22 protein-coding genes are annotated in these 21,308 nt (G+C 35.5%); 5 read left to right on the forward strand and 17 right to left on the reverse strand.

Translation table 11 applies throughout. The annotated features are described in order from the left end of the window. The first annotated feature begins 161 nt into the window (after nucleotides 1-161). Nucleotides 162-1,025, forward strand: coding sequence for a response regulator (locus tag F7O84_RS11195; protein ID WP_151145009.1), 864 nt, complete (start codon nucleotides 162-164; stop codon nucleotides 1,023-1,025). Then, nucleotides 1,016-1,477, forward strand: a complete 462-nt coding sequence (locus tag F7O84_RS11200; protein ID WP_151145012.1) for a chemotaxis protein CheX — start codon at nucleotides 1,016-1,018, stop codon at nucleotides 1,475-1,477. The genes F7O84_RS11195 and F7O84_RS11200 overlap by 10 nt, the downstream gene beginning before the upstream one ends. Nucleotides 1,478-1,942: 465 nt before the next feature. Here F7O84_RS11200 and rpiB read toward each other — a convergent pair whose 3' ends face one another. From rpiB to F7O84_RS11245, 9 genes are read right to left on the reverse strand one after another with little or no spacing between them, the layout of a single operon-like run. Then, nucleotides 1,943-2,368 carry a ribose 5-phosphate isomerase B gene (gene rpiB / locus F7O84_RS11205; protein WP_151145015.1) on the reverse strand — a complete coding sequence of 142 codons (426 nt, stop codon included), beginning with the start codon at nucleotides 2,366-2,368 and terminating at the stop codon, nucleotides 1,943-1,945. 31 nt (nucleotides 2,369-2,399) lie between these two features. Beyond that, nucleotides 2,400-3,059: a fructose-6-phosphate aldolase gene (gene fsa / locus F7O84_RS11210; protein ID WP_151145018.1), complete on the reverse strand. Its 660-nt coding sequence runs from the start codon at nucleotides 3,057-3,059 to the stop codon at nucleotides 2,400-2,402. A gap of 27 nt (nucleotides 3,060-3,086) precedes the next feature. Further along, nucleotides 3,087-3,482, reverse strand: a complete 396-nt coding sequence (locus tag F7O84_RS11215; protein ID WP_151145021.1) for a cupin domain-containing protein — start codon at nucleotides 3,480-3,482, stop codon at nucleotides 3,087-3,089. Nucleotides 3,483-3,534: 52 nt separating this feature from the next. Beyond that, on the reverse strand, nucleotides 3,535-4,473 hold the full coding sequence (locus F7O84_RS11220) for a transketolase family protein (protein WP_151145023.1): 939 nt from the start codon (nucleotides 4,471-4,473) through the stop codon (nucleotides 3,535-3,537). A gap of 3 nt (nucleotides 4,474-4,476) precedes the next feature. Continuing rightward, complete coding sequence (locus tag F7O84_RS11225; protein WP_151145025.1) at nucleotides 4,477-5,274, reverse strand: transketolase; 798 nt, start codon at nucleotides 5,272-5,274, stop codon at nucleotides 4,477-4,479. A gap of 17 nt (nucleotides 5,275-5,291) precedes the next feature. Beyond that, nucleotides 5,292-6,128 carry a carbohydrate ABC transporter permease gene (locus tag F7O84_RS11230; protein WP_151145027.1) on the reverse strand — a complete coding sequence of 279 codons (837 nt, stop codon included), beginning with the start codon at nucleotides 6,126-6,128 and terminating at the stop codon, nucleotides 5,292-5,294. 2 nt (nucleotides 6,129-6,130) lie between these two features. Continuing rightward, nucleotides 6,131-7,003, reverse strand: coding sequence for a carbohydrate ABC transporter permease (locus F7O84_RS11235; protein ID WP_151145029.1), 873 nt, complete (start codon nucleotides 7,001-7,003; stop codon nucleotides 6,131-6,133). A gap of 60 nt (nucleotides 7,004-7,063) precedes the next feature. Beyond that, on the reverse strand, nucleotides 7,064-8,365 hold the full coding sequence (locus tag F7O84_RS11240) for an ABC transporter substrate-binding protein (protein WP_151145031.1): 1,302 nt from the start codon (nucleotides 8,363-8,365) through the stop codon (nucleotides 7,064-7,066). Continuing rightward, nucleotides 8,277-9,071, reverse strand: a complete 795-nt coding sequence (locus F7O84_RS11245; protein WP_151145033.1) for a FadR/GntR family transcriptional regulator — start codon at nucleotides 9,069-9,071, stop codon at nucleotides 8,277-8,279. The genes F7O84_RS11240 and F7O84_RS11245 overlap by 89 nt, the downstream gene beginning before the upstream one ends. A 457-nt stretch (nucleotides 9,072-9,528) precedes the next feature. Here F7O84_RS11245 and rpe point away from each other — a divergent pair, with 457 nt between their 5' ends. Beyond that, nucleotides 9,529-10,194: a ribulose-phosphate 3-epimerase gene (rpe, locus tag F7O84_RS11250; RefSeq protein ID WP_151145036.1), complete on the forward strand. Its 666-nt coding sequence runs from the start codon at nucleotides 9,529-9,531 to the stop codon at nucleotides 10,192-10,194. A 73-nt stretch (nucleotides 10,195-10,267) separates the two neighbouring features. Here the strand turns inward: rpe and F7O84_RS11255 are convergent, their stop codons facing one another. The 5 genes from F7O84_RS11255 to F7O84_RS11275 are packed head-to-tail and all read right to left on the reverse strand — an operon-like array spanning nucleotide 10,268 to nucleotide 17,014. Next, on the reverse strand, nucleotides 10,268-11,287 hold the full coding sequence (locus tag F7O84_RS11255; protein ID WP_151145038.1) for an ABC transporter permease: 1,020 nt from the start codon (nucleotides 11,285-11,287) through the stop codon (nucleotides 10,268-10,270). Then, on the reverse strand, nucleotides 11,280-12,971 hold the full coding sequence (locus F7O84_RS11260; protein ID WP_151145040.1) for a hypothetical protein: 1,692 nt from the start codon (nucleotides 12,969-12,971) through the stop codon (nucleotides 11,280-11,282). The genes F7O84_RS11255 and F7O84_RS11260 overlap by 8 nt, the downstream gene beginning before the upstream one ends. 12 nt (nucleotides 12,972-12,983) lie before the next feature. Beyond that, on the reverse strand, nucleotides 12,984-13,823 hold the full coding sequence (locus F7O84_RS11265; protein WP_243140898.1) for a carbohydrate ABC transporter permease: 840 nt from the start codon (nucleotides 13,821-13,823) through the stop codon (nucleotides 12,984-12,986). Beyond that, the gene (locus F7O84_RS11270; RefSeq protein ID WP_151145042.1) at nucleotides 13,819-14,715 is read right to left on the reverse strand and encodes a carbohydrate ABC transporter permease; all 897 of its coding nucleotides are present in this window, start codon (nucleotides 14,713-14,715) and stop codon (nucleotides 13,819-13,821) included. The genes F7O84_RS11265 and F7O84_RS11270 overlap by 5 nt, the downstream gene beginning before the upstream one ends. Before the next feature lie 10 nt (nucleotides 14,716-14,725). Then, on the reverse strand, nucleotides 14,726-17,014 hold the full coding sequence (locus F7O84_RS11275) for an ABC transporter substrate-binding protein (protein ID WP_192451728.1): 2,289 nt from the start codon (nucleotides 17,012-17,014) through the stop codon (nucleotides 14,726-14,728). Nucleotides 17,015-17,166: 152 nt separating this feature from the next. Between F7O84_RS11275 and F7O84_RS11280 the strand changes: the two genes are divergently transcribed. Both F7O84_RS11280 and F7O84_RS11285 read left to right on the forward strand, forming a co-directional pair. Then, nucleotides 17,167-18,318, forward strand: a complete 1,152-nt coding sequence (locus F7O84_RS11280) for an IS91 family transposase (protein WP_151144754.1) — start codon at nucleotides 17,167-17,169, stop codon at nucleotides 18,316-18,318. A 56-nt stretch (nucleotides 18,319-18,374) separates the two neighbouring features. Next, a complete protein-coding gene (locus F7O84_RS11285; protein WP_042679852.1) occupies nucleotides 18,375-18,554 on the forward strand; it encodes a hypothetical protein in 180 nt (59 codons plus the stop codon). Between the two features lie 116 nt (nucleotides 18,555-18,670). On the opposite strand, the gene F7O84_RS11290 is transcribed toward F7O84_RS11285, so the two are convergent. From F7O84_RS11290 to F7O84_RS11300, 3 genes are read right to left on the reverse strand one after another with little or no spacing between them, the layout of a single operon-like run. Further along, nucleotides 18,671-19,960, reverse strand: a complete 1,290-nt coding sequence (locus F7O84_RS11290) for a sensor histidine kinase (protein ID WP_151145047.1) — start codon at nucleotides 19,958-19,960, stop codon at nucleotides 18,671-18,673. 5 nt (nucleotides 19,961-19,965) lie between these two features. After that, entirely contained in the window at nucleotides 19,966-20,640 is a 675-nt protein-coding gene (locus F7O84_RS11295; protein ID WP_151145050.1) for a response regulator transcription factor, read from the reverse strand. A 33-nt stretch (nucleotides 20,641-20,673) separates the two neighbouring features. Continuing rightward, nucleotides 20,674-21,153 carry a hypothetical protein gene (locus tag F7O84_RS11300; RefSeq protein WP_151145052.1) on the reverse strand — a complete coding sequence of 160 codons (480 nt, stop codon included), beginning with the start codon at nucleotides 21,151-21,153 and terminating at the stop codon, nucleotides 20,674-20,676. Between the last annotated feature and the right edge of the window lie 155 nt (nucleotides 21,154-21,308).

Consider the following 21,308-nt stretch of genomic DNA (forward strand, 5'->3'; position numbering starts at 1 on the left):
AACAGTAATACCTACTCTGCATTACTTTTCCATTTTTATCACAAATATAAAAATTCTGTAAAATATGTCAAATTTCCTAAAAATATTATTCAAAATAATGACTTTTATCCTATAATATGGTATCTTTAGTATTATAAAGTCAAAAGAAAGCAGGTGTATCCATGAGTAAAATTAAAATTGTAATAGTAGATGACTCACCGTTTTCCATTGCCTATCTAAGAAGTATATTAGAAGAAAACGCAATCGAAGTAGTTGGAGAGGCTAGCACTTTAGAAGAAGTGAAAGAAGTTGTTAAGAGTACAAAACCTAACTTAGTTACGATGGATATGACACTTCCAGGAACGGATGGTCTTGAATGTACTCGTGCAATACATGAAATTGATGATACAATTAAAGTAATTGTTGTCAGTTCTATGATGGATGACGAAATTGTACAAGAAGCAAAGAAAAATAATGTATCTGCTTATGTCCAAAAACCTGTTGATGCAGAAGAACTAATGACTGCAATCAACCGTGTTATGGCATCAGATGAACTTTTCGAATTATTAGAGAATGAATATACAGCTGTTTTTAAAGAAGGTTTGATGGACGGTCTTAACCGCATGACTAAAACTTCTTTAACTTATAAAGAGGAGTATAACGCTGAAAATGAATACGAATCCGAAGGTATGACTGTAATCATTGGAATCATCGGTAAGTTTTCTGGTCGAATGCTACTTGATTTTTCTAAGGAGACAGGAAATCAAGTTGCCAGTGCTCTATTACGAAGAGAACCTAAAAATTTGGATGAAACATTGGCGGCACTTGCTGAGTTTGCTAATATCGTATCAGGAAATGCCTGCTCTATACTAAACAGAAAAAATAAAGCTTTAGGCCTTCGTGTGGCTCCACCTTCTATCATGCATGGCGATAGCTTATACATATCCGCTCCTAGCTTTAAAACAACAACCGCTATTGCAGAAACAAACTTTGGAAAAATGTTACTTAATGTTGGTTTTAGAAGGAGTGAAGAAAAATGGATATAAGATACGTTAACCCCTTTATCGAATCATTTGCTTCGGTAATGCCACAACTTGGTTTTGGTAGTGTTACAAAAGGAAACCTAAGCGCTAAAGAACGAGAGCTCGTTAGCTCAGGTGTTATTGTAGTGGTTGGAATCGTTGGTTCTATTAAAGGAAATGTAGTGTACGTTATAAATATGGAAAGTGCTAAAAAAATAGCATCTCAGATGATGATGGGAATGCCTGTAAATGAGTTAGATGATATGGCAAAGAGTGCCTTATCGGAATTAACAAATATGTTAACAGCTAATGCTGCCACCTTCTTTTCGCAGCTAGACATTCCGATTGATATATCAACCCCGACATTGCTACATGGCGAAAATGTTTCAGTTGAGATGAGTTCAAACAAAGTACTTTGCATTCAACTTTTAGCAGATGGAATTCCAGTAGATATTAATATTTCGTTTGAAAAATAAGGTAACGCACAGCATAACAAATTTGTCATGCTGTGTTTTTTTATTAATTAATCTGATGACTGCAATAAACACTCGTAGCTAAAAAAAGAAACAATGGTATTTCAACTACTGATGCAATCATGATTACAACCCAGAAGTACTGATTATGATGAGCCTACTGCTGGCCTTAATCCGGGAGAGAGAGTTTCGTTTTCGCTGTATCTTGTCATCATCCACCACAAGAATTTTTTCACTCATAGCTCTAGTTCCTTTTCATCATCTTTCATGCTTTTAAATTATGCCATATAGAATGATTTTATTTGTGAGCTTTATGATGAGAATTCCTTAAGATTTCCCTAAGATTTATTTTTAATCATCTTCCGTTGCGTTCTTCATCTTCAAGGGCAACTTCTATTCAACTACATCCTACTAATAAATACAAAAACACAGAGAAAAGATACTTGTCATCTCTTCCCTGCGCTAAAATTAATCTAACATTTGAATTCTTTTTAAATGTCTTTCTTCTCCCGAAAAGTCAGTTCCTAAAAATGTTTCAACAATTTTAATTGCTAACCCAGGTCCAGTTACACGTCCTCCAAGAGCCAATACATTTGCATTATTATGCAATCTAGTCGCCTCTGCTGAAAAGCAATCGGTACAAAGTGCAGCTCTAATATCAGGTATTTTATTCGCGGCTATCGAAATACCAATACCAGTACCACAAATTAAGATTCCCTTTTCACACTTTCCTTGTGTTATAGCTTGTCCTACTTCTTTGGCATAATAAGGATAATCAACCGAGGCTTTACTATAGCATCCATAATCCTCATAGCCTATCTCTTTTGCATTTAAATACGATATGATTTCTTGTTTTAATTCGTAACCACCATGATCACATGCAATTGCTATCATTTTTATCTCCTCCTATTTGGTGAGAATTTAATTAAAACTGATCACCAAACACTGCCTTATAATCTGCTTGAAACTTAGCAATTCCTTGATCAGTTAAAGGATGTTTTGTCATTTGTTCTATTACAGGATAAGGAACGGTTGCAATATCAGCACCTGCTAGTGCACAGTCAATTACATGGATTGGATTTCTAACACTTGCTGCAATAATCTCTGTCTCAATAAAATGTAGTTTGAATATATCTGAAATACTCTTAATGAGTTCAATACCTGGCATTGAGATATCATCTAGCCTTCCAAGAAACGGAGAAACATAAGCAGCTCCTGCTCTTGCTGCTAAAAGTGCTTGCGTTGCAGAAAATATTAAGGTAACATTTGTTTTAATTCCTTCAGAGCTTAATACTTTAACAGCCTTTAAACCTTCTGTTGTCATAGGTATTTTAACAACCATATTATTATGAATGTTTGCAATCTCCCTACCTTCTTTAATCATTCCCTCTACATCCAGAGTTGTTGCTTTTACTTCTCCGCTAATTGCTCCATCTACGATTGCTGTAATCTCTTTGATTACTTCGTTGAAATCTCTTCCTTCTTTTGCAATCAAGGATGGATTGGTTGTAACACCACAAATGACACCCATATCATTTGCTTTTTTAATATCCTCAATTTTTGCTGTATCTACAAAAAATTTCATTCTTTTTCCTCCAAAGCATTAAAAGGGTTACGCCAATGCTTGCACTTTCATTATCTGCTCTTTTGTCAAGGTTAAAATGTCACTATTATCCATAGAAGTATTTGAATCCTCAATTAACACCATTTTCGTATCTTTTTTTGTTATTGTATTATGCCATAAGGTAGCTGGAATGTTATAAACCTTATTTTTCTCCATTTTCACAGCTTCAAACTGATGCTCACCATTTATTTCATTTGCAAATATTAATGTACAGCTTCCTTCTAATAAAACAAAAAGTTCATCCGTTTGATTGTGTCGTTCCAAGCAGTCAATTCCAGTCACATCATTTGCTGGTTTCCAGTTTTTAATTCCCACCGTCCACTTTTCATTTTCAAAAACACGGTTCATTCCTTCGCCATCAAAAATATATTTCTCAATCTTCATTTTTTCTTCTCCTCTGCTGCATACCCACGCTTCTTTTCTATTTGCACACCTTTTATTTCACTAATTGCCCTAACATTTGTTTTGCTTTTGCTTCAATATTTTCTGCTGTCAACCCATACTCTTTAAATAATTCATGTGGCTTTCCGGATTTACCAAATTTATCTTTGATTCCAATTCGCTCAAATTTTGCCCCTGCATTTCCTGCAAGTACTTCAGCAACAGCAGAACCAAGTCCTCCAATGATAGAATGCTCCTCTACCGTTATAATTCCTTTACACTTCGCATTCATACTCAATATAGTCTCTGTATCAATTGGTTTTATCGTATGCATATTTACTACTGCACAGCTAAACCCTTGTTCTTCTAAGCTCTTTGCTGCCTTCAAAGCTTCCGGAATCATAAGTCCTGCTGTAATGATACAAATATCATTACCTTCTTTCATTATGTTTGCTTTTCCTGGAATAAAAGGAGTATCCTTTGTTGTAATATCTTCGCATACTGGTCTTGCTACACGAATATAAACAGGTCCTTTGATCTGGGCAGCTGCCATAACTGCTTTTTCTGTTTCTGCTGGATCACATGGTACAAAAATAGTCATATTAGGAAGTTCTCTCATAAGGGCAATATCCTCAATTGACTGGTGACTTCCGCCATCTTCACCTACTGATAATCCGGAATGAGAGAATCCAAATTTTACATTTGCATTGGTATAACAAATGGAATTACGAATCTGTTCGAATGCTCTTCCTGCACCAAATAAAGCAAAAGTACTAACAAATGGAATATAACCAGTATTTGCAAAACCAGCTGCTGTGCACACCATATTTGCCTCTGCGATTCCAAGATTATAAAAACGTTCTGGATATTTTTCAGCAAACATACATGACATGGTAGCATGTGCCAAGTCGGCATCCAATGCAACCACTTTACTATTTTCTTCGCCTAATTTAACCAAGGCTTCTCCATAAGCAACTCTTAATGATTTTCCCATCGTCTAATCCTCCAACTCTTTCATTGCAAGCTTGAATTCTTCTTCTGTCATAGGTCTTCCATGCCATCCAGATTGATTTTCCATAAATGAAATCCCCTTACCTTTTACGGTATTACAGCAAATGAATTTAGGTTTGTTATATACTTTTGTATCTAATACCGTTTTTATTTTATCAATGTCATGACCATCTACTTCAAAGCATTCAAAACCAAATGCTTTAAACTTATTCGTTATATCGCCAAGACTCATGACATCTTCATTGCTTCCATCAATTTGTAATCCATTATAATCAAGCATGACAACCAGGTTGTCTAACTTATAGTGAGCCGCTGACATTGCCGCTTCCCACACAAGACCTTCCTGACATTCCCCATCACCAATTACGGTATAAATGTTATAATCCGCTTCTGCTTTCTTAGCAGCAAGTGCAAGTCCAATTGCAATAGAAATGCCTTGTCCTAAGGAACCCGTATTGATATCAACTCCTGGTGTCTTAGTGCAATCTGGATGTCCTTGTAAATGACTATCAATCTGTCTTAGTCTTTTTAAATCCTCTTTTGGAAAATATCCTAAATCTGCAAGTATCGCATATAAGGTAGGGCAAGCATGTCCTTTACTTAAAACGAATCGGTCTCTATCTTCCATTTTCGGATTCTTAGGATCAATTTTCATAGTTCCATAATATAAAGCCATTAGCATTTCTACACAAGACAAAGATCCCCCTGGATGTCCTGACTGACATTCATATAACATTTTTAAAATTTCTGCTCTAAGTTCTTTTGCTTTTGCTTCGTAATTCATTACCTTCTCCTCCTAAGTTAACCTTTCACTGCTCCGGCTGTTAGTCCTTCTACCAAGCGCTTTTGCGCGAAGAAGAACATAATGCATACCGGAATGATTGTAACAATTCCACCTGCTGTAAGTAAATCCCACTGTACTCCTAATTGTCCTATTAAACTTTTTAATGCAACGGGTATTGTTCTCGTACTTGTATTGGTAAACATCACCGCAAACGTATACTCATTCCAAGATGTCATAAAGATATACACTCCTGTTGCTACCAGACACGGACTAAGAATCGGCAATATAATGCGAAAAAATGCCGAGCCTCGATTACATCCATCCACTAATGCTGCCTCTTCAAGCGTAATCGGAAGATCATTTAAAAACCCATTTAAAAGCCATACTGAAAATGGAATTGTAAAAGTTGTGTATGCCAAGACAAGTGCCCATGGTGAATATAAAAGCCCCATCTTTCTCATGATGGAATAAAGCGGAATTAATAACAATACCGTAGGGAACATATTGTTACTAAGGAACATACACATAAGTACCTTTCGTCCTGCAAAACGGTATCTAGAAAATGCATATGCCGCCGCTGTGGACGTTGCAAGTGAAACAATCGTTGTAATAAAGGCAACAATCAGACTGTTTTTCATCGCATCTACAAAGTTAACTGTTGTTGTAAATAATTTTCTATAAGATTCCAAACTTAAGGATTTTGGCCAGTAAGTAACCACCATTCCATATAATTCTGATTCTGATTTTATTGACGTAACAAAGGTCCAATAAAACGGAAATAAGATAAATACTAATAATAACAACAGTGGAATATACAAGGATGCCACCTTTTTAAATTCAAATTTCTGCTTCATTTCTAGACCTCCTTCTTAAAAGTAGAGACCAGGTATGGTATGGCTACGATTGAAAGTAATAAGGCCATAATAATTGCCATACTGGAAGCATATCCAAGATCGAGTGCATTACCTTTGTTAAAAATATAAACACTAAGCGTCTGTGTTGAATATGCTGGTCCTCCTTCTGTCATATTAAAAATAACATCTACAGAATTGGCTACCCAGATAATTCGAAGTAACGCTGTTATATAGATTGTATTTTTAATCGAAGGGATGGTGATAGAAAAAAGCTTTTGACTTGCGCAAGCTCCATCAATATCTGCTGCTTCATAAAGTTCTGCCGGGATTCCTTGTAAACCAGCAAGTATCATCAAGGCAAAAAATGGTATTCCTTGCCATATAATTGCGACAATAACGCTTGGAAAAGCAGTATTTATCTGAGCCAAGAACGGAATTTTCGTATCAATCAAATGTAAGCGCAGTAAAATGTCATTTAATACACCATTATTTCCGTCATAAATCCATCTCCACATCAAACCAATTAAAACCCCAGGTGTCACCCATGGAATTAGGCTGACCGCCCTGATTGCCCCTCTGGCAAAAAACTTCTTATTCAGTAACAGTGCCATAATAAAACCAAATAAAAATTGAAAACCAACTCCAAATACGACCCACAATATTGTCCTTGCTAACGCTTTCCAAAACAAACTATCTTGAAAAACATTTATGTAATTTTGTAACCCAATAAATTGTATATCATTTGGTCTCCTCAAATCATAACTTTGGAAACTCATTAATATTGCATTTACTACTGGAACAAATACGACACACAAAATGATTAATAGAGCTGGAGCAACTAATAGATATGGCCAAATCGTCTTCTTCTTTACCATTTCCAAATCTCCTTTTGTTTGGACTGCCCCCATAAAGCAGTCCAAAAGTTTTTCTATTTTTTATTTATAAAGTTCGTTCTGTAATTTCTCCATGCATTCTTCGGCCGTCAGATTTCCTGCAAGTGCCATTCCTACTGTATTAGGCCAAATACTTGAAACCCATTCTGTAGTCGTATCTAATATTGGTAATATACCTGCATAAGATTGTCCTGCAATAGACGCTTTCATAAAAGGATCATTTTGAAAATAGTCTCCTGCCTGAACCGTCTTACTTACTGGAACATTTCCAGTTCCTTCGCACCACATCTTTTGACCTTCTCCTGTCGCAAGATAGGTTAACCACTCAAATGCTGCTTCTTTATTCTCACAACTTTCAAAGATAACTGTTTCTGTATCTCCCATAGAAGTCCATTGTCCTTTGCCAGCAGGAAATGGGAATGCAGAAACATCATCTCCAAGTGCCTCTACCATATTAGCCGATGATCCTGTATGATGAATGGTCATTGCAGTTAATCCAGATTGAAAATTCGCAATGATTTCATTATAGCCATCGCTGGTAGCTGTTGGTGGTACATATCCATTTTTATATAGATCAATAAAGTCTTGCATTCCTTTTACTGAATCAGCACTGGTTAAGTCCTCAAAGTTTCCACCTTCTCCGTGTATGAAACTTCCCCAAGGCTCTTGACCACCTTTGCCTCCACGCATACCAAATCCATATACATCTGTTTTACCATCTCCATCTGTATCCATCGTACACTTTTTCACTGCCTCTAAGAATTCTTCATATGTAGTCGGTACTTCTACGCCAGCAGCTTCAAAAATAGAAGGGCGGTAATATACATAAAGTACCTGTACATTCCAAGGCATTACATAAACATCATCGGTTCCACTTGCTTCCTTCATTACATTGTACATATTCTCATCAATATCTGAATAGCCGTCCCATTCTTTTAAATATGGTGACAGATTAGCCAGCAAATTGTTGTTCATAAATAATGGTGTTGAAGTCAGCTTCCAGGTTGCACAATCTGGTCCACCACCACCCATAGCGGCATTGAATAAATTCTCTGAATATGCACCGCCATCCCAAGGTGTCTCTTCACCAACTACGGTAATACCTTTTCCATTCTCCTCATTAAATTTCTTAATTATGCTTTGCATTAGAATAGAATAATCTGTATTATCTGCCCAATATCTGAAGTTAATCGTTGTATTTCCAGAATCTTTTGTATCTTCATTCGACTGATTGGTTGTTGTTTCCTGAGTATTACTACTTGTCTTCGAATCCCCAGTGGAGCAAGCTGTCAAACTGATTAGCATGACTACTGCCATTAGTAATGCCATTATCCTTTTTCTCATCGTTTTTCCCCATTTCTTTAATGTCTTTTAAAGTTTCCCATACATGGCGTTCTGCAAAATATTTTGCTTCCATATAGTTTTTTCTAATGATTGCTTCATAGATTCCGATATGACATTCTTTGGCTCTTTCATAGCTTCCAATTACACAAGCTGTTTCATTGTGTCCTACACGAATTGATTCATTAATAATTGGAACAATACGAATTAAAACATCATTTTGTGTACATTCTGCTATGGCTGTATGAAATTGTACGTCTAGTTCTGCGGCCAAATCATCATTTACCTTTGTCTCCTTCATCTTATGAATAATCTCACCCAAATACCTAATGTTCTCCTCGGTCGCACGTTGCACCGCTAATTCTGCAATCTGTGGTTCGAATAGCAATCGCGCTTCCAGTAAATTCTTAACTAATCGATGTTGGTTTGTAAAATTCAAACCAAGAGGGTCTTCTCCTACCCCTGTTTCATCGCTAACAAATGTTCCATTTCCTCTTTTAATAACAATTACATTTTCAGCTCTTAAATATTTCATTGCCTCACGAAGTGTTGACCTGCTGACCCCAAACATCTCCATTAATTCCGGCTCAGATGGAAGTCTATCTCCGGGTTTCATTTTTTGAACAATTATCATTTGCTTGATGTTTTGTGCCGTCTTACCAGGCAATAAATCTGTTTTGTTAACTTCTATTTCCTTCCTTTGAGGCATCATACATCCCCCTTCCATTTTCAACATTGTACGTTTTGCACAATAAACTCATTCTAAAATCAAATTCTTTAGCGCTAAAGATATTATACGTTTATATTAGTCTATGGTATGATGTTTGTCAAGTCGTATTTTGTCGTTTTTCGTCTTTTTTTCTATTTTTCATGTATTATCACCTTGTTTTTTAGATATATATTACATCTCTGACAACATATACATCATACCTTTATACATGTAGAGTGTTTAAGACGTATGATGTTTTTTCTTTTATCTAATTTAAAAATTCGATTGACAAAAAAGAAAATTCAAGCTATTTTAAATTATAAGCGCTAAGCAAGAAAACACTTATATTACTTTCTTGTCATGAATTATGATATGATTACACTTATTATGTAACAAAATGGTTACTTCATACTAAAATCAAATTCTTATATCAAAATTAGATTAAGGAGATAAGAATATGTTTGCATTAGCACCTTCTATTTTAGCTGCAGATTTTAAAAATTTAGGAAATGGATTAGAAAAAATTCAGAAATCTGGAGCTTCTTATGTGCATTTAGATGTTATGGACGGAAGGTTTGTTCCTAGTATTTCTTTTGGTATGCCTGTCATAGAGTCTATAAGAAGTATCAGCAATTGTGTGTTTGATGTTCACTTAATGGTAGAAGAACCCGAGCGTTATATCGATGACTTTATTGCTTGTGGTGGCGATTCTATTACTATTCACGCCGAGGCTACCACTCATGTTTCTAGAGCTATTTCGCAGATTAAAGCTTCAGGAGTCAAAGCAGGAATTGCATTGAATCCATCAACTCCCTTAAATGTATTGGACTACATACTTGATCAAGTAGATATGGTATTAATCATGACTGTTAATCCAGGTTTTGGAGGACAAAAATATATTGATAGTTCCACGAGAAAAATTACTGAGCTTAGAAATTTAATGAATGATTGCGGACTTTCAACGGATATACAAGTGGATGGTGGGATTACGTTAGATAACGTCAGTACAGTAATCGAGGCTGGAGCTAACATTATTGTTGCAGGTTCTGCTGTTTTTCAAGGAGACATTGAAAAAAATACTAAGGATTTTTTAAGGATTATGAAAAACTCTATTTTAATTTAGCAATACAAAGAAGGGAGACATAATGCCAAATAAAATTGAGTGGGCAACATGTCTTCCCTCTTTGTACCTAGATTTAATTATCATTTTTCCACTGTTTTAATAACAATGCAATTTCTAGTGTAGTTACAATCGACATTACATTACATAAAAGTATGGTGTTTCTTAGTATTGTATCTTTTTGAAGAGGGATTAAATAGGAGAAATCCGTCCATTTCACTCTCCACTCCTTTGCAATTCGACTCCAAAAACTAAAATCAGACCATCTGGTTGGAATCCATCTATCAGGAAAATAAAGCCTTGTAGTTTTGAAAAAAACATAGCTTATGAGAACTGTGACCAAGGTATAAACAAAGCACTGCAATAAAATATTTCGTTTTGTATATGCTTTTTTTAGAAAAAAAACAACCAAATAAATCCATATATAAACAGCTGGAAAAATAGCTGTATTGTAAAGTAGCCTTACATAAAAACTACCTTCCAATACAGTGATATAATCTGATGTCAATTGATAATCATTTAGAAAATTAATTGCAGCTACTCCCGTACCATCCTCCAATTTCATTTCCAGATTTGTAAAGCTTGTTTTTTCATCATTATTGATTATGATTACTAATTGCTCTTTACTTTTTACTATTCCTCGAATTACATACTGTTTTGATTCATAAGTAATGGTGTTTCCAACTACATTTTTATCTCGAAACAAATCATATGCCGTTTTCTCATCAATTACGCATCCCAAAGTATCTTTCTCGTAGCAAAAACTGCCAGACTTAATCTGAAACGGACATACCTTTGCCATCTCCCCAAATACCGTTATGATTCTTGTTTTTGTTGTAGTATTTAATTTATTGTTATGAATTGTGATTCTTGGCCCTCTATTCCAAGCGGTGATTCGCCAAGACTTATCTGCATTTTTACTTTGTTCTTGCTTTAACGCAGCTTCTAACTCCCCTTGTTTTACCCCAACGCCTTCTAATCGCAGACTTATTCCATCATAGTTTTTTACTGCATATCGTTGTAGATAGATACAACCACCCCAGGTTAACACAACTAAAGCAATTAAAAAAAATAAAGAAATGTTCTTTTTATTCATCTTCCACTACCCGAATTCTATCTCCTTGTGCGATTTCCTTGTTACTTCCAATGATTATTTGATCTTCATAGGTAATTGCCCCTTCTACTGCTGCCGTTGAAGTATCTTTGTCAATCACAGTTACATCAAGTCGAGACGCCGAAAGCTCATTTCCTAGAATTCCTTCCTTTTGACTTACACTCAATACATATGTCTGCCCCATTCCATCCTCTCTTAGAGCACGTATGGGAATACATTTATCATATTGAGCAGAATCTTTGCTCCATTCAAAGGAAACTTCTCCTCCGATTGTATAATCTCCTTCTGGCAAATTCATCTCACATATAAATGCTCCATTCGTTTCTTTCATTTCTATAGAGGAAATCTCTGCTTTTATACTCTCTTTATCATCTCCAATACGAACTTGAACTGCATCACCAATTGCCAACTTTTCTTTTTGATTTTTATCTAAACTAGCCTCTAAAACCACTCCGTTAACCGCACAAGATATCTTCTCAGTCCCTGTCGTAACAGCGCCCGCTTCTATATCCATTAAAACAAGTGTTCCCTCTTCTAGTGCATATACTTTTCCTTCCCCGTCCAGCAATGACTTTAATTCTTCCACTTCTTTGCTAGCCAAATCAATATCTAATTGAATACTTTTCAAAGTCAAACTTGTAGATTCTTTTTCTTTTTCCTTATTCTCTATTGCAGATTCCACTGCTAGTTGTGCTTCTTCCATAGATTTTTGTGCCTGTGTCAACGCACTGTTTGCATTGCTTAATCCTAATGTGTAATCATAGGTTCCATTTTGCACTGCTTCCCAGCTTTCCTTTGCTTCTTTTTGCAAATTTTTTGCCGACTCTATTGATTCATTCCACTTTTCCTTTCTAGAATCCAAATCTTCTTGAGCCGCCTCAACTGCTTGTTTTGCAGCCTCTATTTGCTGATCAATTGATGCAGCATCTACAGTATCTTTAGTATTTTTGTTTTCTAAATTTTCCTCAACTTTGACACTATTTTTTTTATTTTCAAGATCTTTTAATTCTTTTTGCGCCTTTTTCAATACTTCCTTAGCACTGCTAATATCGTTATCTCTTTCGCTTTTTAACTTCTCATACGCATCCTTTGCTTTCTGATAGGCTTCTTCCATTTCATCATCTATGCTTTGTTTTGCTGCTTCTAAATTTTCTTCTGCCTCCTCAATGCCTTGCTGCGCATATTTCTTGGCAAGCTCCGCGCTTTTTAGTGCGCTTTGACTATCATTTAAGGAAAGTTTATCCTGTTCAATTTTATTTTTATCAATTGCTGCTTTTTTAGTTTCATATAAACTTTGTAACTCCTTCATATCATAAGAAAAAAGCAGATCACCTTCTTTTATTTTTGTACCAACTAAAACAAAGACCTCATCAACTCTAAGACCTTGCAAGATTTTAATCTTTGTCGTCTCTTTTTCCTTTATCGTTCCAGTACCATTTAACTTAAAATTTAGTTTATAACTTTGAGGCTTTTTTACACTGACTTTGGCAACTAAAATCGAATCCGCTGCTCGTGACAAAAAAGAAAATCCAAACATTGCAATAAAAAATAACAAAAGAATATGTTTCATCGTTTTTCGATAAGAATCTCCTTCTTCTTTCGATGTTTTGTTCCATTGCTTTTTGATACATTCTTTCCATTTCATAATATATTTTCCTAACTTCATAAAATCCTCCGATTATTGCTTCAGCCCTGATGCAACGATTCCTTCCTCTAAGTATTGTTGGCCAAAAAGAAAGATCAAGCAAGCTGGAATCAACATAATGACTGAGGCTACAAAAGAGACTGAAAGATTAGATACAGACATCTCTGGTAAATATAAAGACAATGGCCATAACGACTTGCTTTTTAAAAATGTAAGTGGCTGCTCTAGGGCATTCCAATATTCAATAAATCCCAACGTTACTACCGAGATAATTCCTGCTGATGCATTTGGTAGTCCAATCTTTCTAAAAATCAATCCTTCTGAAGCTCCATCTATTTGCGCAGCCTCAATCAATTCCATAGGAATAGCTCGAAAAAATTTCACTAATATAAAAACAGGAAACGTTGCAAATAGATTTGGTATAATAATTGCGACATGACGATCGAGCAAATTCAAACGTTCCAATACAAGATAGCTTGATACCATCGTCACTTGAAACGGCATTATCATTAATACAATATAAAGATAGAACAATAGCTTTTTGCCGCGAAACTCAAACCTGGAAAAGCTCCATGCCGCTGGTAATGCAATTAGTAATTGCCCAAATATACTTGGAAACACCTGCTTACAAGAATTCCAAAACATCACAAAAAATTCTGGGGAATCAAGCAAAAGATTCACATAAGGCCATAGCGTTGGGTATTGTGGTATTACATGCCATACTGCTAGCTTTGTCTCATCTAAAAAAATACCTCCAAAGCACTCTATAATCTCTCCTTTTCCTAAAAATGATCCTAGAACAATCATTAGGATTGGTATCCATACTATCAATCCTAAAATTCCTAATAAAAAAAAGGAAATAAATCGTTTAATACCCACCCTCTTGATCTCCTTTACTTGTTATCTTGTGAATCATTCCTACAAACCCCATAATTATAATCACAAACAATACTGCTGCTGCACACATTTTAGAAATTTCCAGATTCACAAACCAATTGTTAAACAAATGCTGTATCATGTAGATACTTTTATCTGGATAATTGCCAGCAATCAAATATGCTTCTCGAAAAACCTTAAAGGAATTTACCAACGATAATACACTTATCATAAAAACGCTAGGCAATAAAAGTGGGAAGGTAATATATCGAAACTTTTGATATCGTTTGGCTCCATCTAAAGAGGCTGCTTCATAAAGCGTTCCTGAAATGCCCGACAACCCAGCCAGCCATAACACCATATTATACCCCATGTTTTTCCATATGTAGCTAAAAACCAAAACACCAAAGGCATATCCTGAGTTCATCCACAAAATCGATTTGTTTCCTGTCAATGTAAGGAATGCATTAATTAATCCGTTCTTATGAAAAATAATTTTCCATAATAAAACAACCGCTGCAACAGGAATGGCCATGGGAATAAGAAACGTAGTCTTAAAAAAACCTTGGTATTTTTTTTGTCCATATATCACTACCGATAGAGCAAGGGAGGTGACTAATAACAAGGGAATACAAACCAAGAGAAATCGTCCCGTATTTTTTCCCGCCAATAAAAAGGCTTCGTTTTGTATTACAGTGCTGTAATTTTTTATTCCTACAAAGTTCTTTCCCATCGTATCTTTCATAGAGCGATATATCGCATCTAAAAAAGGTAGTAATACAAATACTCCAACTCCAAGGAGACTGGGCATTAAAAATAAATATGCCCGTCTCTCCTCTTTTCTTTTTCTCTTTGAAATCTCTTTTTTATATTGCTTCACTACTCTCATCCCTTACCCGTTATTCTGCCAAATACGTACTAATTCCTGATAAGATATTGTGGACGGTTTCATCTTTTGAGGCGGTACCATCATAAAACTTGCTTGCTTCTTCTACAACTTTATTTATTAAAATATCATCGGTTTCAATTGGGGTATTTAGTGAAAGTAGCATTTGATAAAAATTAGCTCTTTGTTCTTTTTCTGGCCATTCTGCTTCCAAATCAATCGAACCGTCACTTGTTTCTAGGCTTCCTCCAACCATTATGTCATTACGTTCTTCTTCCATCCAAGTCTGTAGTGACTTTTGATTCACTGGAAAGCCATCGTAAAGGTTTACAGATTGTATTTTTTCAGAAAGCATCAACTCTATAAAGCCTTCCGCTAATTCTATATTATCGCTCGCACTATTGATTCCTACCATACCTAATGGCGTAAAGGTATTCATCCTTGTATCATAGCTATATTGCTTTTTATCAATTATTTCAAAAGGAATCATCATACCAACCGCATCTTGTAAATTACCCATTCCAAGTTTAATTTTATCAATGGATAGGTACGCAGAACTATTCATAATAATACTATTATTCATGCTTCTCCTATCATCTAACTCCTGCTGTTGAGCTAAATCAATCTCACCTTCACTTGCGTGTTCCATTGTTTGTTTCACTTGTAAAAGTAAATCACCCAATGCTTCCTCTTTTATGACTCCTTCATCTGAAACAATTTCAGGATAATAAAAACTTAGTAAATACTTTGTCATTGCACTTGCTGTTAATGCAGTGGTCACTCGTTCATCCGTTTGCTTTTCTGAATATTCTCTTAATGTCTTTAATGACTGGGCAGCTTTAACTGCTTCTTCATTACCAAATACAAAAGGTGCTTCAAATCTTGTTGGAATACAGTAAATTTTATCCTGCAAATATTTTTGTAGCATGGATTTACTGAGTGTTTCGTTTTCAAGCTGCGTTGTAATTAGTTTACTCATATCAACAAGTACACCTTTTTCAATATAGGAGTCTTTTGGCAATCCATCTAAAATTAGAAGATCAGCTCCTTTACCTGCCAGTAATTCTGTGTTTAACGCCTTAATATAATCATCTACCGTCGCACTGCCCTCATCTTGTATGGCTACGTTATACGTTACCTTCACATCCGTATTTTCTTTTTGATATTGAGTAATCGCCTGACGTACAGTATTATTTTCTTTTAACGAATAAATTGTCAATTGCTTTGTTGGAACACTTGGAATCGTACTGTCATATATAAATTGAAGAATCTTGTTGTTTCCACTTCCGTCACCACTATCGTGAACAAAACAATAAAAAATCACTTTATCATTTTCTATGCTACCTGTGAAAAAGTTATTTAAATATACGCTTGGAGTATTTAAAGAACTCAAGGAGCCGTCCACTATATTTTCCCACAATGTCCCCTCTGGTGAAAGCTTACTAATTCCATCCTCTCCACAAATATAAATTGTTCCATCACTTGTTGCAGCCAATATGCTATCTGCTGAATAGCCTTCTGTTTCTATTTCTCTTTCTATTTTTTGTTCTTCAGCATTATATACTATTACCTTATCTCCCGTTTCATTGATGGTAATCACTTTATTTTCAAATACTGTAAATGGTGCTATAAAATGATCGGATGAAGCATCGCCATAGGTATTTAATCTTGTTATTTCCGCTCCTGATGAATCCAAGATATATATGCTTCCTAACATATCTTCACTAATTACATAGTAGCCATTTTTTAATACACGGGCGCTTGCAATGCTGTTATACCTTATATAGCCTTCTCTTTCCTTTGCCTTTTCTTCTAAAATAGGCAACTCAATTTTTTGCGCGCTTTCTCTACTTGAATCCACTTTAACTATCATAGAGCCAGACCATCCTTCTCCATAAACCGTATAATACGCATAGAGTTCATTGTCTTCTCCATAAAAAATATTCTCTAACTGTACGAAATTCCCATCAGATCCCTCTTGTAATATCCATGTCTGCTTTGTTCGCTCAAAATTTCCATCTTCCTTTTGTGTATAACAATAATAGGAAGCTTCCTCCACTGAATAAGTATAGATTTCTAAACCTCCTGTTATTCCTTTCACGACTGCGGTCAGGTTTTCTCCTTCACACTCCTTTGGTAGTGTAAAATCAGATTCTACGTAACGTCCAAGTGCACCTGACTCATTCTTTCCACTCAAATTATTTTCTGCTTCACTAGAAACTGCTTTACTTTTACATCCTGATAGGGTTATAAGAATGCACACCATCATCAAAAAGATGGATATCATTTTTTTTCGCTTCACTTTACTTCCTCCTAGATTTTTCTTTATCATAATAAACAATTCTCTAAATAATCTCTAAAAAAGTGTCTTCGACACTCTCAACTCCCCTCCCCCTCAATCTTGAGGGGATTTAGGGGGTTTTCTTTTTGCTACAAATCCTTCATAATAATCTTATGAGCAACATACTTCAGGATATATTTAAAGATAACTATGAAAGAATGATTTATACTTTACACCCTCGCAAGTCGGTCATTGAAAATGTTAATCGTATGATTAACTGCGGTGACCCTTCTTTTGGTGGTGCAATGTATGGTTGCGGCAAATGTGGTACCCTTAAATTTGTTCCTTTCCGTTGTCACAGTCGCTTCTGTCCTACCTGTGGAACTAAGTATTCCATTGACCGCACTACCTCTATGTCTTTTAAGATAATCAATGCTCAGCACCGTCACTGTGTTTTTACCATTGATTCTGAACTTAGACATTACTTTCTTGAAGATAGAAAACTTCTTAATCTTCTTTTTGAAGCTGTTCAAAGTGTTGTCTTTCGCTTATTTCACAAAGACAATAAAGCCGAAAAATTCACGCCTGGATTCATTCTTGTTCTCCACACTTTTGGTAGAGACTTGAAATGGAATCCTCATATTCATTGTCTTCTGTCCGAAGGTGGCATTGGTAACTCTGGTATTTGGCGTCCCAAAACTCACTTTAATTACACATTCCTTCGCAACGCCTTTCGCACAGCCCTCCTTAACTTAATGGAGAAAAAGCTTGGGCCATCTTTTATACTGGTCAAGGCTAAATGCTACCACGAACATAAAGAAGGATTCTATGTCTATGCAAAACCTAATAAGTGTAATCCTAAAGTTGTTACTAAATACATAGGCCGTTATCTTGGTCGTCCTGTTATTGCCACTTCTCGTATCGACGATTACGACGGTGAAAATGTAACTTTTCACTACAATCGTCATGAGGATGACAAACTTGTCGTTGAAACCATTCCTGTTATGGAATTCATTGAACGACTAAGCATGCACATTCCTGAAAAACACTTCAAACAAATCCGCTACTATGGTCTTTATGCAAGAACACGTGAGAGTGATAAAAAGCTATCTCTTGCCATATCAAAAGAAAAACATAAGGTTATTCTTTCATTCAATCGCTGGCGCAATTGCACTTTATCCTCTTTTGGTTATGATCCTCTCAAATGTCCATGCTGTGGCGAGACAATGCTTTTTCTTGAGCTTTATCATAAACATCAGCATATTTCTCTGGACAAAATGTATGAAAGGGCAATGGGAAGACTCCCAACTTTCTCTTCTGCATGAAATATATACATACCACCTCCGTCTGTGATAAAATATATAAAACGGAGGAAAACACTATGTCAAAATGTTCAGATGAAATCAGAAACAAGTATATACAGAATCCACCCGAAGGCATGACCGCTGATGACATCCGCCACATGAGTGAGGATGATTTGCTTGATATGGATTACTTCTTAAATGAAGACGATGCGTTTGACGAAGACTTCCCGGGAGCTGAAGGTTTCTATATCTTCTAAAACCTATCGTTTACTTGTTGTGCCCGCCTCCATGCGGGCCCTTTTCATATCAAGAGTTCTCCGAAGGAGAACTTTCCTATAAAGTAAAAAAGTTTTTGGACTACTCCAAAAACTTTTTAAATGAATCTTTTTAATTTAATGGTAAATGTGGAGCCATTTTCTTCGGTGTCTTCACATTTTATAATACCACCATGTAATTCTATGATTTCTTTTGCAATACTAAGTCCAAGTCCAAAATGACTTTTTTCATTTCTTGCTTCATCTCCTCGATAAAATCGTTCAAATATGTTTGCTTTTATTTCTTCTTTGATTCCGATCCCATAATCAATTACTTGAATATATATATAATTTCTTTTTTCATAGGCGCGTAGTCGTATTTCTTTTCTCTCTTTTGCATTTGCATAAGCCAAAGAATTGTTTATTAATATAGAAAGCACCTGTGTAAGCCTCTCTTTATCTCCCTCCATCTTAGGTAGGGGCTTTGTTGGAAGGTCTACCACCAATCGATATCCTTGTTCTCTGCATAAGGCCTCCATACGCTCATAAGTTTCAAGCACTAACGTATCTGCATCGATGATACACTGATGCAGGGACCAATTCTTTGCATCAGTAGATGCAAGTAAAAGCATATCTTCGATTAGATTGGACATCCTCACACACTCATTTTCAATATTTTTGATAAAGATTGCTTGATTATCTCCATATTTTAATGCAGAAGCACTTGTTTGAAGCACTGCTAAAGGAGCCTTTAATTCATGTGATGCTGCTGCGATAAATTCGGTTTGTCGTTTTCTGTTTTCCTCCACAGGTTTTAAAGACTTGCCAACAAACTTCCAACTTACTACATACAATGCAACTACGCCAAGTCCATACATAATAAATATAACCATTCTGCTACGGATACGGCTAAATTCCATGGGAAAATATTGCAAAAGTATCACGCTTCTATAACCCTTTTTTTCTTTTATTAAATCAACAGCTCCCAAGTAATTTTTGTTATTCCATTTAATTTTATAGATATCGCTCATTACTTTATTTGATGTAATGGGAGGCATGGAAGAATTAATCCCATCTTCCATAGCGCGCTCTTTTACCAATTCCACCAAGTCGTTTCGAAGTCCGCTCTGATATCCGTATCCTTCATAATCAATTGGCTTTCCATTGTCTTCAATATGTATGAGTAAATTGTTATTATTTTCATATTCAGCCAGCCAGACATATTTAATCAAGGAATCCGTTTGAAGTTTTGTTTCAATTGCGTATAAATTATTTTGAAAAGTTTCTAGATTGTTTGCGGCTGCTTCTCTTTGAAAACTTATAAAGATAGTTCCTATTACTACAGTCAAAATAATTCCCGTTGTAATGGTGTATAAAAGCGTCAATTGCTTTCGTAATGTATTAAACATAACTTTTACTCCATTTCCATACGATATCCCACGCCGTGAATCGTCTTGATTTTAACATTGCATTTCACTGAAGCTAACCTTCTTCGAACAAAATAAATATAATTATCCACATTTCCTTCTTCTACAAAATGATCCATTCCCCAAACCTTTGAAAGTATTTGACTGCGAGATAAAATTTGATTTTTATTTCTCATAAAGAACTCCAAAAGCAGCGCTTCCTTCTTTGATAAGGAAACTTGATTTTCTTGATTCGTAAGTGTATGTAACTGCACATCTAACACAAGGCTTCCAAGCGTAATCTTTTCTACCTCTGTTATTCTTGCCGGTCGCCTTAGCAGCGCACGAATTCTTGCTAATAATTCCTCCATAGCAAATGGTTTAATCAAATAATCATCCGCTCCTGCATCTAAACCATCGATTCTATCATTAATTCCATTCAGTGCTGTTACCATAATAACAGGTACTACAATACCTAAACCTCGTGCATGTTCCACTAATGTCAATCCATCTACTTGCGGAAGCATACGGTCTAAAATAATCACGTCATAGATACCTTGTCTAAAATAGTAATCCGCTTCATCTCCCCGATAGCAAGTATCTGCCTCATATCCTTCTTGTCTTAAATGATAAGCCATTGTATCACATAATTCTTTGTCATCTTCAATAATTAATACTCGCATACGACACATCCCTTTCTAATCCATTAAATACCTTTAGGAGCCTGCAATTTGTTCTCCAAAGCTATCTGAAAGTATGTCTAATATAGTTTCATCATTACCTAAGTATAGAATCATAATATTTTGAATCTTATAAAAATGAGGGTTGTCAATCCAATCAATCGTAGTTGTCATGCCCTCATCTCCCTCTGACTTTGTATAAGAAAATCCATCCAAACTTATTCGCTTAGCATCTTCAATTGCCTTATCGGATGATTCGTAAATATATACTTGCATGTTTTCACTATCATTTAAGGTTATATTTACTCTTTCCCCTTCTAAAATACTTTTATTTGCATCTTCATAAGAAAAAGTATTATCACTTTGTTCAAACATTTCTTTCATTTCTTCTAAAAAATCATCTTTACTGATTGCAATTGAACTTTCCAAAGATACACTCTCCTCGGCTTGATTTGCAGCTTTACACCCCATCAGCATGAGTACCACACAAAAAATAACCATACCTTTTTTATACATATTAACTCCTCCCAATTTATCCTGTTTGATTCTTGTTGATTCCTTATTTACATAATAGTATTATCAATACCGTTTCATGTCCACTTACGTTTTTCTTAAGTCATTTCATCTTTTTGTTGTAGACTTTAATTACAAAAAGGACAGGAACCACACAA

The sequence above is a fragment of the Candidatus Galacturonatibacter soehngenii genome (assembly GCF_008830185.1).
In the GTDB taxonomy this organism is placed as follows: domain Bacteria; phylum Bacillota; class Clostridia; order Lachnospirales; family Lachnospiraceae; genus Lachnotalea; species Lachnotalea soehngenii.